Source organism: Amycolatopsis sp. NPDC004772 (assembly GCF_053601215.1).
The window spans coordinates 123,620-141,548 of the sequence record NZ_JBSGBK010000011.1; the positions used below are offsets into that span (position 1 = coordinate 123,620).

Genomic DNA, 17,929 nt, shown 5'->3' on the forward strand with positions numbered 1-17,929 from the left:
TGATGTCGGCATGGCGGCGCGCATCGAACGTGCGGAGGTGCGGTTCGTCGCCGCCTGTTGCGACGCCGCCCGCGCCCGGCTCGGGGACGGCCGCGGCTTCACGCGCCCGCTCGCCGGGGGTGTCGCGACCTTCGCCGAAGCCGGGTCGCCGTTCACCAAGGTCGCCGGGCTCGGCTTCGCCGGGCTGCCCGATCCCGCCGCGCTCGCGGAGATCGAGGCGGCGTTCGCCGAACGGGGCGTGCCGGTGCAGGTCGAGCTTTCGCAGCTCGCCGACTCGGCGGTCGGGGCGATGCTGACCGCGCGTGGCTACCGCCTGGAGTCGTACGAGAACGTGCTCGGGCGGCGGATCGGCGACACCGGGTTTCCCGGCGACGTCCGGGCCTGCCGCGACGACGAGCTCGAGACCTGGCTGTCCGCGGTGGCCGAAGCGTCCGCCGTGGACGACGGACAAGGCTTGCCCGCGCACGAGGACTTCCCCCACGACCTGCTCGTGAACGCCCTGCGGGACATGGCCGGGGTGCGGCGCTACCTGGCGACCCGGGACGGCGAGTTCGCCGGGGGCGCGAGCTTCCGCGTCACCGACGGGATCGCGCAGTTCAGCGGCGCGGCGACGCTGCCGGCGCACCGGCGTCGCGGGGTGCAGACGGCGTTGCTGCGGGCCCGGCTCGCGGCGGCCGCCGAGGCCGGGTGCGACCTCGCCGTCGTCACCACGCAGCCCGGGTCGAAGTCCCACCAGAACGTGCAGCGGCAGGGGTTCGACCTGCTCTACGCGCGGGCGATCCTGGTGAAGGGCACCTCCGCGGCGAGCTCCTCCGGGGCCGAGAGCCGCCAGGCCTCGTAGAGGAGCTCGGCGAGTTCGTCGGCGTCGACGCCGTCCAGGTAGACGACCACCCAGCCGAAGCCGCCGGCGGTGAACTGGACCTCGAAGACGTCCGGGCGCTCCGAGACCAGCGCCAGCTGCTCGGAGACGGTCTGCTTGAGGCCGACGGTCCGGGTCCGCGGCCAGAAGTAGCCGAACCGCTTGCCGCGCACGCTGAACGACGAGTAGTCGCGCGCTTCCGAGCGCTGGACCTCCGCCAGCGTCCCGAGCAGCTGTTCGAACTTCTTGACCGGCACCGCCACCGTCTGTCCCCCTGTCTCCGGCGACCACCGTAGCGCGCCGGTACCGTGCCGGACATGACCGACTCCGGCGAGGTGTTCGTCAAGCGAGGCCACGCACCCGGCGCGACGGCCGCCGAGGTGGCGGGCCTGCGCTGGCTGGCCGCGGCGGGCACGGTGCCGGTGCCCGTCGTGCGCAGCCACGACCAGGACCGGCTCGTCATCGACCGGGTCCCCGCCGGACGCCCGTCGGCCGCGGCGGCGGAACGCTTCGGCCGCGGGGCTGGCCGGGTTGCACGCCGCGGGCGCGCCGGCGTTCGGCGCACCGCCGCCCGACGGCCCGGCGGACGCGTGGATCGGCCGGGCACCGATGGCCAACGTCCCGGCGGAGGACTGGGTGTCCTGGTACGCGGCGGACCGGGTGCTGCCCTACGTTCGGCTGGCGATGGACGCGGGGACGTTCGGTGCGTCCGAAGCGGCGTTGTTCGAGCGGGCCTGCGGGCGGCTCCCGGCGTCGGCCGAGCCGCCCGCGCGGCTGCACGGCGACCTCTGGAACGGCAACGTGCTGTGGGACGGGCGCGAGGCGTGGCTGATCGACCCGGCCGCCCACGGCGGGCACCGCGAGACGGACCTCGCGATGCTGCACCTGTTCGGCTGCCCGCACCTCGACCGCGTCGTCGCCGCTTACGCCGAGGCGGCGCCCCTGGCGACCGGCTGGCGCGACCGGATCGGGCTGCACCAGCTGTTCCCGCTGCTGGTCCACACCGTCCTCTTCGGACAGTCCTATGCGGACCAGGCGGTGGCGGCGGCCCGGTCGTTCTAACAGTGGTCCAGCATGGTCTCCAGCGCCTTCTGCTCCGGGACCGTGATGGTCAGGCCGTAGTTGCGCTTCACGACGATCCAGTCGGTGGCGTAGGCGCACCAGTAGGACACGAGCGGCGGCTTCCAGGCGTCCGGGGCCTTGTCGCTCTTCTGCTCGTTGAGGTTGTCGGTGACCGCTTTCAGCTGCGGGCGGACGAGGTCGTTCGCGAACTGCTCGCGCCGCTCCCGCGTCCAGCTCTTGGCGCCGCTGATCCAGGCCTGCCCGAGCGGGACCATGTGGTCGATGTCCAGATCGGACGCCTTGTGCCAGGTCTCGCCGTCGTAGGGGCTGACCCAGGTGCCGGACTTCGCGGCGCACTGCGCGTCGGTCTTGACGTCCTTGCCGTCCCGTTTGAGGACCTGCTCCCGGACGTCGCAGTTCGCGTCGACCTTGTCCCAGTGCGGGAACTCGTCCCGGCTGTAGCCGTCCATGGTTCCGCGCACGGCGACCTTCAGGGCGGCCAGCTCGGTGCGCGCCTCGGCGGGGGCGATCCGCGGGGCGGCGACCGTGCCGGGCGCCTGGGTGACCGGACCGGCGCCGGAGGCCAGCTCGTCGGCGAGCTTGCAGCCGGTGAGCGACGAACCGGCGAGGACGGCGAGAAGGACAAGCGCTCGGGTGCGCGGCATCGTGAACCCCTTTCACAGCTACCGGGAGGTGCCCAGCGGGTGCGAGGGGGAAACGGTGCAGATGGCCTAGTTGGCGCGATCCGAACGGGTCAAGATCCGTGGAAGACCCGAGCGACGAAGACGGCGGCCACCACCCCGACCACGACGAGCACGGTGAGCACGAAGAGCAGGCCCCAGGGGACGTCCCGGATCGGCCGCTGCCGCGGGAAGACGCTGACCCGCACGGGCGGGGTCCACGCATCGAGGTCGTCCTCGGCCACCGGCGGCGGTTCGGGCGGCACGGGGATGACGGCGGGCAGGTCCGGAAGCCGGTCGAGAACGGGAAGGCGGGCGGGGAACCCGTCGGCGATGAGTGCGGCCCGCGGCGGGGCGAGGTGTGCGAGGGAAAGGGCGTAACAGGCGTCGAGGACGTCGTCGGCCGACCAGACGGTCCGCCACCGGTTGTGCTGGGCGATGATCCGCCGCAGGCCCCGAGGCTCGGCGAGCACGACGGCGACGTTGGGCACCGGGTACGGCTCGGGCCAGCGGAGGTCGGGAGGGGCGGCGTTCGGTCGTTCGGCTTCCCGTGCGCGGCTGTCCCGCTCGGGCGGGACAGCCATCGCCCCGTCCCCGGCGGCCGGCTCGGGTCCGCTCGCCTGCCGGACCGCCGCCCACTCGCCCAGCCGCAACTCCGGCTCGCCCGCAGCCCGCGGTTCCGCCGGCGGGACGACCGCGACCAGGCCCGTCACGTGCCGGCCGCCTTCGTGGCCGGCCAGGGCGCCCCGCGCCGCCGCCACCGCGGCTCCGGTGCGGTCTCCCGGGCCTGGCCACTCCGCCGGCCCCGGCTCGTGGGCCGCGATCACCACCACTCCGCTGCGGGTGAACACCAGGGCGTCCACCCGCCGCGGGCCGAGCCGGCTCTGCAGCGTGATGCCCGCCAGTGCCAGCCCCGTCAGGTGCTGCGGGCCCGGGCCCCACGATCGCAGCAACGCCACCAGGTGCTCCGCCGCCGGGGGGAGCGGCCGGTCTTCGCCGGTTCTCTGGAGGGCCACGAGCACGCCGGTCACACCTCCCACGACGCCTACGGCGAGCACTCCCTCGACGGTAGGAGGCAACCCCGCCCCTCCCCCAGCAGCCGAACGAGTGGTCGATCACCACCGTGCGTAGCCAGGAGGGGTGCGCCGGGAAGGTCCACAGTGGACCGCTAGGGCCGCGGGGTGTTGCGCAGGTTGGCCCGCGCCAGGTCGACCATCTTGCCGACACCCCCGTTGAGCACCGTCTTCGTCGCGCCCAGCGCGAATCCGCGCACCATCTCCCCCGTGATCCTCGGCGGGATCGACAGCGCGTTCGGGTCCGTCACCACCTCGACCACCGCCGGCCCCGGGTGGGCGAACGCCTTCTCCAGCGCGCCGCGCACGTCGTCCGGGTCCTCGACGCGCTCCGAGAACACGCCGCAGGCCGCGGCGATCGCCGCGAAGTCGACCGGAGCGTGGTCGGTGCCGAAGTCCGGGAGGCCGTCGACCAGCATCTCCAGCTTCACCATGCCCAGCGTGGCGTTGTTGAACACCACCACCTTCACCGGGACGTCGTACGCCGGGAGCGTCAGCAGGTCGCCCATCAGCATCGCGAGCCCGCCGTCGCCCGACAGCGACACCACCTGGCGGCCCGGCTGGGACAGCTGGGCGCCGATCGCGTGCGGCAGCGCGTTCGCCATGCTGCCGTGCCGGAACGAACCCAGCACGCGGCGGCGGCCGTTCGGCGTCAGGTAGCGCGCGGCCCAGACGTTGCCCATGCCGGTGTCGACGGTGAACACCGCGTCGTCCGCGGCGACCTCGTCGAGCACCGAAGCGACGTACTCCGGGTGGATCGGGCGGCGGTGCTCGATCTTCGTCGTGTACGCGCCGACGACCTTCTCCAGCTTCCGCACGTGCTCGCGCAGCATCCGGTCGAGGAACACGCGGCCGGTCCGGGGCCGCAGCAGCGGGAGCAGGGCCCGCAGCGTTTCCTTCACGTCGCCGTGCACGGCCAGGTCCAGCGGCGTGCGGCGGCCGAGGCGCGAGGCGTCGTGGTCGACCTGGATCGTGTGCGCCTGCGGGAGGAAGTTGTCGTACGGGAAGTCGGTGCCCAGCAGCACGATCCGGTCGGCCTCGTGCATCGCGTCGTAGCAGGCGCCGTAGCCGAGCAGGCCGCTCATGCCGACGTCGAACGGGTTGTCGTACTGGATCCATTCCTTGCCGCCGAGCGAGTGCCCGACCGGCGCGGCGAGCTTCTCCGCCAGCGCCATCACCTCCTCGTGCGCGCCGCGGACGCCCGCGCCGGCGAACAGCATCACCTTCTCGCCGGAGTTCAGCAGGTCCGCCAGCTCCCGCACGACCTCGGCCGGCGGCACCGCGGGCGACGGCGTCACCAGCGGGAGGCGCTCGGTCAGCGGGCCGGTGGCCTTGCGGTCGGCGAGGTCGCCCGGGATGGTCAGCACCGCGACGCCGCCCCGGCCGACGGCGGCCTGCGTGGCGATCCGCAGCAGCCGCGGCAGCTGCGCCGGGTCCGCGACGACCTCGCTGAAGTGGCTGCATTCGGCGAAGAGCCGATCCGGGTGGGTCTCCTGGAAGAAGCCGGTGCCGATCTGGTTCGACGGGATGTGCGACGCGATCGCGAGCACCGGCGCGCCCGACCGGTGGGCGTCGAACAGGCCGTTGACCAGGTGCAGGTTGCCCGGCCCGCAGCTGCCCGCGCAGACGGCGAGCTTGCCGGTGACCTGCGCTTCGGCCGCGGCGGCGAACGCGGCCGTCTCCTCGTGGCGGACGTGGACCCACTCGATGCCGTCGGTGCGGCGGACCGCGTCGACGATCGGGTTCAGGCTGTCCCCGACGATGCCGTAGATGCGCTCGACCCCGGCGTCGCGCAGGGTCCTGACCAGTTGTTCTGCCACGGTAGCCATACCTCCAGGGTGGCCCCGGATGATCGATGCGTCCAATGCCTGATTGGCTGAAATTCCATACACTGTCGGCATGGACGTCCAGACGCTGCGGCTCTTCCGGGAGGTCGCGGCCGGCGCCACCGTCACCGAGACCGCCGTGCGGGCGCACCTCACCCAGCCCGCGCTGTCGCGGGCCCTGCGGCGGCTCGAGCGCGACGCCGGCGCCGACCTGTTCCGCCGGTCCGGACGGGTGCTGCGGCTGACGCCGGCCGGGCACGCCTTCAAGCGGCACGTCGACCTCGTGCTCGACCAGCTCGACCAGGGCCTGCGCGAAGTCGGCGAGATCGTCGCGCCGGACACCGGGGTCGTCCCGCTGGCATTCCTGCACACGTTCGGCACCTGGCTGGTGCCCGCGGTGCTGAGCGGCTTCCTCGGCGAGCACCCGAGCGCCCGGTTCGAGCTGCGGCAGCACGGCGAGGCCGGCCTCGAAGCCGAGCTCCTCGAGGGCACGGCGGACCTGGTCATCACCAGCGGCGACCCCGGGCACCCCCAGCTGCACTGGTCGCGGCTGCTCGTCGAACCACTGCGGCTCGCGGTCCCGCCGCGCCACCGGCTCGCCGGGCGAGGGCGGGTGCGCCTCGCCGACGTCGCCGACGAGACGTTCATCCTCCTGCGCCCGGGCTACGCGCTGCGCGAGACGACCGAGCGGCTGTGCGCCGAAGCCGGGTTCGTCCCGCGCATCGGCTTCGAAGGCGACGAGGTGGAGACGCTGCGCGGCCTCGTCACCGCCGGGCTCGGCGTGTCCGTGGTGCCACTGCCGCACACGGCGGCGTTCCCGGCGCCGCACCTCGAACTGACCGATGTGGACGCTGCCCGCGACATCGGCCTCGCGTGGGCGGCGGGCCGGAACCTCCCACCACTGAGCGAAACCTTCCGCCGGCACGTCGTCGAAACGGCCCCGCGGCTGGTGGCACCCGACCTCGACCGTCCACAAGGGACGATGTGAGAAGGGCCGTACGGGCCCGCGGGATCCCCGCCGGTGTGACAGGGTGGAGGCATGGTCGCCGCGCTGAGATCCTTCCTGCTGTCCTGGACCTCCGTCACCCCGGTGGTCGGCGTGCTCGTGCTGGCGCTCACCTGGGGCCGCGACCTCGGCCCGGTCTTCGTCGGGGTCGTCGCCGTCGCGCTCGGGGCGACCGTGCTGGCCGCGGTGCACCACGCGGAGGTCGTCGCCCACCGGGTGGGTGAACCGTTCGGCTCGCTGGTGCTCGCGGTCGCGGTCACGGTCATCGAGGTCGCGCTGATCGTCACGATGATGGTGTCGGGCGGCCCGGAAGCGGGCTCGCTCGCGCGGGACACGGTGTTCGCCGCCGTGATGATCACGACCAACGGCATCGTCGGCATCTCCCTGCTGGTCGGCGCCCGCCGGTACGGCTCGACGCTGTTCAACTCCGAAGGCAGCGGCGCCGCACTGGCGACGGTCGCGACCCTGGCCACGCTCAGCCTGGTGCTCCCGGCGTTCACCTCCAGCACGCCGGGCCCGGCGTTTTCCCCCACCCAGCTGACCTTCGCGGCGCTGGCCTCCCTGGTGCTGTACGGCACGTTCGTGCTGACGCAGACGGTCCGGCACCGCGACTTCTTCCTCCCGGTGGCGGCCGACGGCGCGGTCAAGGAGGACGACCACGCCGAACCGCCGTCCAACCGCGCGGCCCTGGGCAGCCTGGCGCTGCTGCTCGTGGCGCTGATCGCGGTGGTCGGCCTGGCGAAGGTCGAGTCCCCGGCCATCGAAGCCGGCGTGCGCGCGGCCGGGTTCCCGCAGTCGTTCGTGGGCGTGGTGATCGCCCTGCTGGTCCTCCTGCCGGAAACCCTGGCCGCCGTGCGCGCAGCCCAGCGCGACCGGATGCAGATCAGCCTCAACCTGGCCTACGGCTCGGCGATCGCGAGCATCGGCCTGACCATCCCGGCCATCGCGCTGGCGTCGGTCTGGCTGCCCGGCCAGCTCCTGCTCGGCCTCGGTTCGACGCAGATCGTCCTGCTGGCGCTGACGGTGGTGGTGAGCGTCCTGACGGTCGTCCCCGGCCGCGCCACCCGCCTCCAGGGCGGCGTCCACCTGGTCCTGCTGGCCGGCTTCCTGGTTCTGGCCATCAACCCCTGACCCGGTGTCACGCCCCTGATCACGCGAGTTCCGCCTTCAATCACGCGGGTGACGTGCCCAGTCACGCGAGATACGGGCCTGATCACGGCCGATGCCAAGGCGACAAAGGGCATCTCCGTGATCAGAGACGCGCCTGGCGTAATTGAAGGCGTATCTCACGTGATTGGGGGCGTAACTCGCGTGATTGAAGGCGTATCTCACGTGATTGGGGGCGTAACTCGCGTGATTGAAGACGTATCTCGGGTCAGGCGGTGGTGACCTCGATGCCGACCACGCAGGTGTCGTCGTCGGTGTCCGCGGTGCTGTACGTCAGCAACCTGTCCAGCTGGTGCTCGAGGCCGCCGTCGTGGCCGTGGACCAAGGTGACCAGGCGGGACACCGAATCCTGGACCGGGCGGTCGCGCCGCTCGATCAGGCCGTCCGTGTAGATCAGCAGGATGTCGCCCTCCGCGAGCTGGAGCTCGTCCTCCTCGTACACGACGTCGCGGACCGCGCCCAGCAGCGAGCCGCGGATCAGGGGCAGGGTCGTCGCCGTTCCGTCGCGGTGGCGGACGATCGGGGGCAGGTGGCCCGCCCGGGCCCAGCGCAGCTTGCGGTGCGCCGGGTCGTACACCGCCGTCACCGCGGTGGCCGTCACGTGGTCGGTCAGATGGTAGGCCACCAGGTTCAGCCACGTCAGCAACTGGGCCGGGCCGGCGCCGGTCGCCGCGAGGCCGCGCAGGGCGTTGCGGAGGCTCACCATGCCCGTCGCCGCGTCGATGCCGTGGCCGGCGACGTCGCCGACGCACAGCAGGACCTCGCCCGTCGGCAACGCGACCGCGTCGTACCAGTCGCCGCCGACCAGGTGCTCCTTCTCCGCCGGCCGGTAGCGGACGGCCGCGCGCAGGCCCGGCATGTCGATCGGGCCCTTGGCCGGCGGCATGATCGCGTGCTGCAGCTGCAACGCCAGCCGGTTGCGCTCGATCGCCTGCTGCTCGGTCTCGGCCAGCCTGTCCCGCGTCGCGGCCAGCGCCACCTCGGTCCAGTGCTGCGACGAAACGTCCTGGTAGGCGCCGCGGACCGCGACCAGCTCGCCGCGACCGTCGACGACCGGCTCGGCGACCACCCGGATGTGCCGGGCGACGCCGTCGGAGCGCTGCAGCCGGAACGCCGTCGACGACGGCCGCTTGTGGTGCAGCACCGCCCGCAGGAACCGGCCGATCGCCCCGGCGTCGTCGGGGTGCGCGTGCTCGGCCAGGTTGTGCAGCGACAGAGGCGACGCGTTCGGCGGCAGGCCGTACAGCGCGAACAGCTCGATGTTCCAGGTGATCGCCCTGGTGACGACGTTCTCCTCGAAGCCGCCGATCCGCCCGAGCCGCTGGGCGTGCTGCAACAGCACCGCGAGCTTCGCCGCGTCGTCCTGGATGCGCAGGATCAGCAGCACGTTCCCGGCGAAGCGCGTGACGCTGACGTCGGTGAGGACGGTCAGCGGCACCTGGTCGACCAGGGTGGTGATCGCGACGCTGTCGGCCCGGAACGGCTCGCCGGTGGCGTAGACGCGCTGGATCTTGTCGAGCAGCCCGCTTTCCTCCGCGGCCAGCGGGTACGTCTCCAGCAACCGGGTGCCGACGATCCGGCTGCGCGGCCGCCCGCCCGGGTCGGCGAACCGGACGTTCGCGTGGTGGATGCGGAAGTCACCGCCGTCCAGGCACGGCGTCAGCAGCACGGCCGGGTCGTACAGGCCGTCGATGAAGTCCACCAGCTCGCCGAGCACGTCGCCCGCCGGCGGGAGCTCCCGCGTGTCCAGCGTGTACGCGCACAGTTCGGCCAGGGCCTCCAGCTGGCGGCGCTGCCGGCCCGGTTCCGCGGGCAGCGGGTCGGGCCAGCACATCTCGACGACGCCGATGATGCGCCCGCCGGTGCCGGTCGGCACCGTCACCCGGCCGCCCCCGGCCAAGCTGTGCTGCCCGATCGACGGCAGGCCGGCCGCGGCGAGCGTCGGGCACCAGACGGTGTCGCGCTCGAGCAGCGCGGTGCGGGCGGGCGTCGCCACGCCCGGCGGGACGTACCGCCAGCGCGCCGCCTCCTCGGCCGAGAACCCGGCGGAGCCGGCCAGCGTCAGCGACCCGTCGGACCCGGCGAGCCACACCGCGACCGCGGTCGCGCCCAGCGGCCGCAGCGCATGGTCCAAAATGGACTCCGCCACGCGCTGGGTGTCCCCCGCCGCGAGCACACCGCTCTCCGCGGTCCGCAGCCGAACCGCGACCGAGTCGCCGGAGTCGTCGGCGCGGGCCAGGAACTCCTGCGCCACCTCGGTCACCCGGTCCGCGGCCGCCTCGCCGACGATGTCCGCGGCGAACTCCAGCGGCGTCATCCCGGCGCGCCCGGCCAGGGTCTCCAGCTGCCGCGCCGCGTCGGCCGGCGCGCACTGCAGGCGTTCCATCAGCACGCCCTTGGCGAGCTCGATCAGCGCGCGGCCGTCGGCGACGGCGTGCGCGTGGTCGATTTCGCTGCGCAGGCGGGCGACGGTGTCGGCCAGCCGCGCGAGGTTGGCCGGGACGTCGGAAACCGGCCGCTCGTCGCCGATCACGCCGTCACGTGCCGCTTGATGCGGGTGATCAGGTCGTCGGCGTCCACCGGTTTCGTGACGTAGTCGGTCGCCCCGGAGGCGAGGCTCTTCTCCCGGTCGCCCGGCATCGCCTTCGCCGTCACCGCCACGATCGGGATCCCGGCGTGCTCCGGCATCGCGCGGATCTTCGCGGTCGCGGTGTAGCCGTCCATCTCCGGCATCATCACGTCCATCAGGATCAGGTCGATGCCGGGGTGCGACGCCACCGTCTCGACCCCCTTGCGGCCGTCTTCGGCGTGCAGTACCTGCATGCCGTGCAGCTCGAGGATCCCGGTCAGCGCGTAGACGTTGCGCGGGTCGTCGTCGACGATCAGCACCGTCCGCCCGGCCAGCGTCGTGTCGACGTCCGCCGCGCGCACCGGCGCGGCCGGCTCGTCGGGGCGGACCAGCGGCAGCACCGCGCCGGGCTCCTCCGCCGACAGGTGCAGCGCGATCCGCTCGCGCAGCTCGTCCAGTCCGGACAGCACTTCCAGGGACTGCATGTCCGCGCGGGACTGCACCAGCTGTTCGAGTTCGCCGTCGAGCCGCCGGCTGTTGTGCGCGAGCACCGGGACCAGCCGCAGCGCGCTGTCGCCCTCCATCGCGTCGAGGAAGGTGAACGCGGTCCGCTCCGGCAGGTCCAGGTCGAGCACCACGCAGTGGTAGGCGTCGGTGGCGAGCGCGGCGGCCGCCTCCTGCGTGCCGACCGCCGTCACGACTTCGACGTCGGCGGGCGAGAGGCCGATGTCCCGGCTGTCGGACAGATCCGCGGCCGCGCTTTCGGCGACGAGCGTCAGCAGCCCGTGCTGGCGTTCCTCGACGACCAGCAGCCGCCGGTACGCCCGCGGGCCCGACGCCGCGGCGGGGGCACCGGGCTCGGTGGTCACGACGACGGTGCCGGGGTGCTCCCCCGCCGGCAGCGGCGCGAAGTCCGGGCGCGCGACCGGCAACGCGAAGGTGAAGGTGCTGCCCTCGCCCAGGGTGCTTTCGGCGGTGATCACACCCCCGAGCAGTTGCGCGATCTCGCGGCTGATGGACAGGCCGAGCCCGGTGCCGCCGTACTTGCGGCTGGTCGTGCCGTCGGCCTGCTGGAACGCGCCGAAGATCGATTCGAGCTGGTGCTCGGCGATCCCGATGCCGGTGTCGGTGACCCGGAAGGCGACGGCGGGGCCGTGCACCCGCAGCGGCCGGGGCAGCCGCTCGGGGTCCACCGGCTCGATGTGCAGCTCGATCAGGCCGACCTCGGTGAACTTGACCGCGTTGGACAGCAGGTTCCGCAGCACCTGCCGCAGCCGCGAGTCGTCGGTGAGCAGCTCGGGGGGCGAGCCGGGCGCGACGCTGATCCGGAAGTCCAGGTTGCGCTGGGAGGTCATCGGCCGGAACGTCGCCTCGACGTAGTCGATGAGCTGGCGCAGCGACACCTGCTCCGGGGTGACGTCCATCTTCCCGGCCTCGACCTTCGACAGGTCGAGGATGTCGTTGATCAGCTGCAGCAGGTCCGAACCCGCGGAGTGGATGATCCCCGCGTATTCGACCTGCTTCGCGGTCAGGTTGCGGGTCGGGTTCTGCGCGAGCAGCTGGGCGAGGATGAGCAGGCTGTTGAGCGGGGTGCGCAGCTCGTGGCTCATGTTGGCCAGGAACTCCGACTTGTACTTCGACGCCAGCGTCAGCTGCTGGGCGCGGGCCTCCAGCTCCTGCCGGGCCTGCTCGATCTCCAGGTTCTTCGTCTCGATGTCGCGGTTCTGCGTGACCAGCAGGGCCGCTTTCTCCTCCAGCTCGGCGTTCGAGGACTGGAGTTCCTCCTGCCGCGCCTGGAGTTCCTCCGAGCGGGCCTGCAGTTCCGCGGTCAGCCGCTGGGATTCGCCGAGCAGTTCGTCGGTGCGGGCGTTGGCGACGATGCTGTTGACGTTGACGCCGATCTGCTCCATCAGCAGTTCGAGGAACGCGCGGTGCACCGTCGTGAAGCCGTGCACCGAGGCGAGTTCGATGACGCCGAGCACCTGGTCCTCGACCACGATCGGCAGCACGATCAGGCTGGCCGGCGCGGTGCGGCCGAGCCCGGAGGAGATGGTGGCGTAGCCGGGCGGGACGTCGTCGACCGCGATCGCCCGGCGGCTGCGGGCGGCCTGCCCGACCAGCGACTGCCCGACCCGGAACCGGACCGCCGGGCCGTCCCCGTCGTCCGGGTGGCCGTACGCGCCGACGAGCCGCAGCTCGGGCACCTCGGCGGTGTCGTCGGCCAGGTAGAACGCGCCGTACTGGGCGTTGACCAGCGGGACGAGCTCGTCCATCACCGCGGCCGCGACGACGGCGAGGTCGCGGCGGCCCTGCATCAGCCCGGTGATGGTGGCCAGGTTGGACTTGAGCCAGTCCTGTTCCTGGTTCGCCCGCGTGGTTTCGCGCAGCGACTCGACCATCGAGTTGATGTTGTCCTTGAGCTCGGCGACCTCGCCGGAGGCGTCGACGGTGATCGAGCGGGTCAGGTCGCCCTCGGCGACCGCGCTGGTCACCTCGGCGATCGCGCGGACCTGCCGGGTGAGGTTCCCGGCCAGCTCGTTGACGTTCTCGGTCAGCCGCTTCCAGGTCCCGGAGACGCCTTCGACCTCGGCTTGGCCGCCGAGGCGGCCTTCGCTGCCGACCTCGCGCGCCACGCGGGTGACCTCCGCGGCGAACGCCGAGAGCTGGTCGACCATCGTGTTGATGGTGGTCTTGAGCTCGAGGATCTCGCCGCGGGCGTCGACGTCGATCTTGCGGGTCAGGTCGCCCTGGGCGACGGCGGTGGTCACCTGGGCGATGTTGCGGACCTGCCCGGTGAGGTTGTTCGCCATCGAGTTGACGTTGTCGGTGAGGTCCTTCCAGGTGCCGGCCACGTTCGGCACCCGCGCCTGCCCGCCGAGCATGCCCTCGGTGCCGACCTCGCGGGCGACGCGGGTGACCTCGTCCGCGAACGCCGAGAGCGTGTCGACCATCGTGTTGATGACGTCGGCCAGGGCCGCGACCTCGCCCTTGGCCTCCACGGTGATCTTGCCCGACAGGTCGCCGCGCGCGACCGCGGTGGCGACCTGCGCGATCGAGCGGACCTGGCCGGTCAGGTTGGACGCCATGACGTTGACGTTGTCGGTGAGGTTCTTCCACGTCCCCGACACGCCGCGGACGGTCGCCTGGCCGCCGAGGTTGCCCTCGGTGCCGACCTCGCGGGCGACGCGGGTGACCTCGTCCGCGAACGCGGACAGCTGGTCCACCATCGTGTTGATGGTGTCCTTCAGCTCGAGGATCTCGCCGCGGGCGTCGACCCGGATCTTCTGGGACAGGTCGCCGCGGGCGACCGCCGTCGTGACCTGGGCGATCGAGCGGACCTGAGCGGTGAGGTTGTCGGCCATGACGTTGACCGACTCGGTGAGGTCCTTCCAGGTGCCGGAGACGCCCTTGACGTCGGCCTGGCCGCCCAGCCGTCCCTCGGTACCGACCTCGCGCGCCACCCGGGTGACCTCGTCCGCGAACGCGGACAGCTGGTCGACCATCGTGTTCAGCGTGTCTTTCAACTCCAGGACCTCGCCGCGGGCCGTGACGTTGATCTTCTGCGACAGGTCGCCCTTCGCCACCGCGGTGGCGACCTGGGCGATGTTGCGGACCTGGTCGGTCAGGTTGCCGGCCATGAAGTTCACCGAGTCGGTGAGGTCGCGCCAGGTGCCCGAGACGCCCTTGACGTCGGCCTGGCCGCCGAGCCGTCCTTCGGTGCCGACTTCGCGCGCGACGCGGGTGACCTCGTCGGCGAACGACGACAGCTGGTCCACCATCGTGTTGATCGTGTTCTTGAGCTCGAGGATCTCGCCCCGGGCGTCGACGGTGATCTTCTGGGAGAGGTCGCCCTTCGCCACCGCGGTCGTCACCTGGGCGATGTTGCGGACCTGGTCGGTCAGGTTGCCGGCCATGAAGTTCACGGAATCGGTGAGGTCGCGCCAGACGCCGCCGACGCCGGGCACCTGGGCCTGGCCGCCGAGCCGGCCCTCGCTGCCGACCTCGCGGGCGACGCGGGTGACCTCGTCGGCGAACGACGACAGCTGGTCCACCATCGTGTTGACGGTGTCCTTCAGCTCGAGGATCTCGCCGCGGGCGTCGACGTCGATCTTCTGGGACAGGTCGCCCTTCGCCACCGCGGTCGCCACCTGGGCGATGTCCCGCACCTGGGTGGTCAGGTTACCGGCCATGGCGTTCACCGAATCGGTGAGGTCCTTCCACGTGCCGGACACGCCGGGGACCTTCGCCTGCCCGCCGAGCTGACCCTCGCTGCCGACCTCGCGGGCGACGCGGGTGACCTCGGAGGTGAACAGCGACAGCTGGTCGGCCATGCCGTTGAAGACCGTGGCGATCTCGCCGAGCAGGCCGTCGGCCCCGCCGGGCAGCCGGATGCCGAAGTCGCCGTCCCGGACGGCGGTCAGCCCGGCCAGCAACCGGCGCAGCTCCTGCTCCCCGGCCTCGCCCACGCCTGCGACTTTGGCACCCGGGCGCGTCCCCTCGACCATTGCCCCGCTCATCCGCCACCCGTTTCTTCGGTTGTCCCGCTCCGGTGCACACCGGATGGCTCAGCATAGTGCAGCTGCACTATGCTGAGCGGCAACGGTTGAGCAACCAGCCGCGCCCGTGTCCGCGCGCGCTCCTCAGGCGGCGCTCGAAAGCCTTTCCTTCTCTCCCAGGCCATCCGGCCGCGTTGACCCGTTCGGCTGAACACCGTCCCGGGCCTCGGTGACGTGCGCGCAGCCGCCGTCGCCGGGGTTCACCGCGCCCGCATTCGGTGTCCGGTGTGGACACTCCACAGTGGATCGGCCGCCTCGGGCGGAGCCGGGTTCACCTCAGAGCCAGTCCTTCTTCTTGAAGACTCCGTACAGGCCGAACGACAGCACCAGCACCACGACCGTCGACGTCCAGAAGCCGCTCGGGGCGCCGTTGCCCGGGTACGGCACGTTCTGGCCGTAGAAGCCGGTGACCGCGGTCGGCACGGCGATCACCGCGGCCCAGCCCGTCACCTTCTTCATGACCAGGTTCAGCCGGTTGCCTTGCAGGTTCAGCTGGGTCTCCCGGACCGTCGCGATCAGCTCGCGCAGCGCCTCCGTCTGCTCCGCGGCCTGGCGGGCGTGGTCGTGGACGTCCTCGAAGTACGGCCGGGTCAGCTCGTCGGCCAGCTGCAGGTCCGGCCGCATCAGGGAGCTGAGCACCTCGCGCATCGGCAGCACCACGCGGCGCAGCGCGGTGAGGCTCTTGCGCAGCCGGAACGAACGGCGCTGCAGCTCCGACGAGTCCGGGCGGTCCTCGAAGACCAGGTCCTCCAGGGCCTCGACCTCGTCGTCGAGCGCCTGGACGGCCTCGTACTGCCCGTCGACGACGTGGTCGAGCAGGCCGTGCAGCAGGAACGGGACACCCGACTTCGCCAGCTCCGGCGCCTGGTCCCAGGCGCGCACCACCGGCTCGATGTCGAAGCCGTCGTCCTTGCGCACGGTGACCAGCGCCCGCGGCGTGACGAAGGCGCCGAGCTCGGCGGTCGTGACCTCGCCGCTCCCCGCGTCGAACCGCACCGCGTAGGCGGCGAGGAAGGCGTGGCCGTCGTAGCGGTCGAGCTTGGGCCGCTGGTGTTCGGACACCGCGTCCTCGACGGCGAGCCGGTGCAGGCCCAGTTCGTCGGCGAGCTCCGCCAGATCCGCCTCGGTCGGCGCGCAGAGGTCCACCCATACCGTGGTGCCCGGTTCGGCGAGGAACTCCGAGACGTCCTCGACGGGGAAGTCTTCCTTCTGCACCACGCCGTCGCGGTACACCCGGGTCCTGGTCACCCCCTCCGGTTACCCCGCGGCGGCGGGGTTCAAGCCAGCCACGCGCAGAACCAGGCGCGGGCGCGGTGCAGGTAGTCGAGCTGGTGGCCGCGTTCGCGCAGGGAGTGGCCCTCCCGGGGGTAGACGACGAACTCGTGCGGCCGGTCGCCGAGCGCGTGGTGCAGGAGTTCGGCCTGCGACAGCGGGACGTTGGTGTCGTCCTCGCCGTGCACGATGAGCACCGGTGTCCGGATCCGGTGGGCGTGGGTGATCGGGCTGTTCTCCCGGCCGCCGAGGGCGCGGTCGTACCGGCCGCACTCCCCGGTCGCGGCGAGCAGCGGCCAGTCGGCGATGCCCGCGTTGACGACGGCCGCCTTGAAGCGGTCCGTCTGCGTGACGGCCCAGGCGGCCATGAACCCGCCGTGGCTGCCTCCGCCGATCCCGAGCCGGTCTCCGTCGGCGACGCCCGCCTCGACGAGCAGGTCGATGCCGGCGAGGAGGTCGGTGAACTCCGCGCCCCCGACGTCGCCGGCGACGCTCGCCGCGAAGGCGTGACCGTGGCCGAGGCCGCCGCGGGGATTCGGGAGGAACACCGCGAACCCGGCCGCGGCCAGCCACTGGCCGTGGCGGAACCACCCGAGCTGGAACCGGTCGGCGTAGCGGTCGTACGGGCCGCCGTGGACCAGGGTGACGAGCGGGAAGGGCCCGTCGGCGCGGGTCCGGCCGGGCGGCAGGACCAGGAGGCCGTCGAGGTCCAGGCCGTCGCCCGCCCGGTAGGACAGGCGTTCCTGGGCGCCCCACCGGATCCCGGGCACCGGCGGCTCGCCGATGCGGGTGAGCGGGCCACCCGGCGGTCCACAGTGGACGGCGTCGGGTTCGGTGGCGCCGCTCCCGACGACGGCGATGGTGTCCCCGCTCGCGCTCAGGTCCACCAGGCTGCCGGTCGCGCCGCCGAGCTCGGTGAAGGTGCCGGCGGCGGGGTCGAAGCGCCGGATCGACGTGTCGAGGCCGTCGGCGAACAGGGCGAGCAGCCGGCCGTCCCCGGCCCCGGCCAGTCCGACCGGGCACCCGCTCATCCCGGCGGTGAGGTTCCGGTGGCCGTCGTCGAAGATCGCCCGGCCGCCGATCAGGCCGGGCGGGGTGATGCCGAGGTAGGCCAGGCGCCAGCCGGCGTCGTCGCGCCACCAGGTGGGGGACGCGGCTTCCGCCGCCGGGACGCCGAGCTCCTGCCGGGCCCCGGTGACGGCGTCGACGAGGTGCAAAGCGGCGTTGTAGAGCCCAGGCTCCCGATCGGCGACCGACCAGGTGAGCACGGCGAGGGTGTGCCCGTCCGGCCGCGCGGCGACTTCGACGACGTGCCGCGGGCCGAAGTCGCCGAGGGGGCGGAGGCCGCGGGTCGACGGATCGAGGAGCCACAGGCGATCAGGCGGGTCGACGCTGTCCCACGTGGGTGTTCCGGCCGGGCCGGCCACGCGAACCCGAGGGTCGGCCGCTTCCTTCTCCGCCGGTGCGACGAGTACCACCGCGCCGTCCGGCAGCAGCGCGTACTCGTGGATTCCCGCCGGCCAGTCCGTCAGCTGCTCCGGCTCGCCGCCTTCCCGGGCCACCCGGTACAGCTGTGCGGTCCCGCGCTCAGCCCGGTCGGAGAGGAAGCAGACCGACGCGGAATCCGGCGACCACCGCGGTTCCCGGTCTTCCGCCGCACTCGGCGCCGGCTCGCGGGGCGGCGCACTCGCGTCCACGGGACCGGCCCGCACCTCGCTCACCGGGTGCTGCCCCGGCTGCCCCACCGGCGAACTCGCGAACACCACCCACCGGCCGTCCGGTGACACCCGCGGCGTCTTCGGCACCATCCGGTCGACCACGGCTTCCGCCGTCAGCTCCCCCATGGGCCCCAGTGTGCC

Annotated in this window: 11 protein-coding genes and 1 pseudogene; 4 read left to right on the plus strand and 8 right to left on the minus strand. The window is 72.7% G+C overall.

The window, feature by feature from the left end; genetic code table 11:
• The first annotated feature begins 10 nt into the window (after positions 1 to 10).
• On the plus strand, positions 11 to 841 hold the full coding sequence (locus ACWEF6_RS09940) for a GNAT family N-acetyltransferase (protein WP_449682558.1): 831 nt from the start codon (positions 11 to 13) through the stop codon (positions 839 to 841).
• Here ACWEF6_RS09940 and ACWEF6_RS09945 read toward each other — a convergent pair.
• On the minus strand, positions 766 to 1,122 hold the full coding sequence (locus tag ACWEF6_RS09945; RefSeq protein WP_449682559.1) for an MmcQ/YjbR family DNA-binding protein: 357 nt from the start codon (positions 1,120 to 1,122) through the stop codon (positions 766 to 768). The genes ACWEF6_RS09940 and ACWEF6_RS09945 overlap by 76 nt on opposite strands.
• A gap of 54 nt (positions 1,123 to 1,176) precedes the next feature.
• Here ACWEF6_RS09945 and ACWEF6_RS09950 point away from each other — a divergent pair.
• Positions 1,177 to 1,921 (plus strand): annotated as a pseudogene (locus ACWEF6_RS09950) (fructosamine kinase family protein).
• Here ACWEF6_RS09950 and ACWEF6_RS09955 read toward each other — a convergent pair.
• From ACWEF6_RS09955 to ACWEF6_RS09965, 3 genes are all read right to left on the minus strand, one after another.
• Entirely contained in the window at positions 1,918 to 2,586 is a 669-nt protein-coding gene (locus ACWEF6_RS09955) for an HNH endonuclease family protein (RefSeq protein WP_449682560.1), read from the minus strand. The pseudogene ACWEF6_RS09950 and the gene ACWEF6_RS09955 sit on opposite strands and share 4 nt — an antisense overlap.
• 89 nt (positions 2,587 to 2,675) lie before the next feature.
• On the minus strand, positions 2,676 to 3,659 hold the full coding sequence (locus ACWEF6_RS09960; protein WP_449682561.1) for a hypothetical protein: 984 nt from the start codon (positions 3,657 to 3,659) through the stop codon (positions 2,676 to 2,678).
• Positions 3,660 to 3,769: 110 nt separating this feature from the next.
• The gene (locus ACWEF6_RS09965; protein ID WP_449682562.1) at positions 3,770 to 5,503 is read right to left on the minus strand and encodes a pyruvate dehydrogenase; all 1,734 of its coding nucleotides are present in this window, start codon (positions 5,501 to 5,503) and stop codon (positions 3,770 to 3,772) included.
• A gap of 70 nt (positions 5,504 to 5,573) precedes the next feature.
• Here ACWEF6_RS09965 and ACWEF6_RS09970 point away from each other — a divergent pair, with 70 nt between their 5' ends.
• A complete protein-coding gene (locus ACWEF6_RS09970) occupies positions 5,574 to 6,488 on the plus strand; it encodes a LysR family transcriptional regulator (RefSeq protein ID WP_449682563.1) in 915 nt (304 codons plus the stop codon).
• Between the two features lie 51 nt (positions 6,489 to 6,539).
• Positions 6,540 to 7,637, plus strand: coding sequence for a calcium:proton antiporter (locus ACWEF6_RS09975; RefSeq protein ID WP_449682564.1), 1,098 nt, complete (start codon positions 6,540 to 6,542; stop codon positions 7,635 to 7,637).
• A gap of 244 nt (positions 7,638 to 7,881) precedes the next feature.
• Here the strand turns inward: ACWEF6_RS09975 and ACWEF6_RS09980 are convergent, their stop codons facing one another.
• From ACWEF6_RS09980 to ACWEF6_RS09995, 4 genes are all read right to left on the minus strand, one after another.
• Positions 7,882 to 10,206 carry a SpoIIE family protein phosphatase gene (locus ACWEF6_RS09980; protein ID WP_449682565.1) on the minus strand — a complete coding sequence of 775 codons (2,325 nt, stop codon included), beginning with the start codon at positions 10,204 to 10,206 and terminating at the stop codon, positions 7,882 to 7,884.
• Positions 10,203 to 14,747, minus strand: a complete 4,545-nt coding sequence (locus ACWEF6_RS09985; RefSeq protein WP_449682583.1) for a HAMP domain-containing protein — start codon at positions 14,745 to 14,747, stop codon at positions 10,203 to 10,205. The genes ACWEF6_RS09980 and ACWEF6_RS09985 overlap by 4 nt, the downstream gene beginning before the upstream one ends.
• A gap of 327 nt (positions 14,748 to 15,074) precedes the next feature.
• A complete protein-coding gene (locus tag ACWEF6_RS09990) occupies positions 15,075 to 16,031 on the minus strand; it encodes a magnesium transporter CorA family protein (protein ID WP_449682584.1) in 957 nt (318 codons plus the stop codon).
• Positions 16,032 to 16,075: 44 nt separating this feature from the next.
• Positions 16,076 to 17,914, minus strand: a complete 1,839-nt coding sequence (locus tag ACWEF6_RS09995) for a S9 family peptidase (RefSeq protein ID WP_449682566.1) — start codon at positions 17,912 to 17,914, stop codon at positions 16,076 to 16,078.
• Between the last annotated feature and the right edge of the window lie 15 nt (positions 17,915 to 17,929).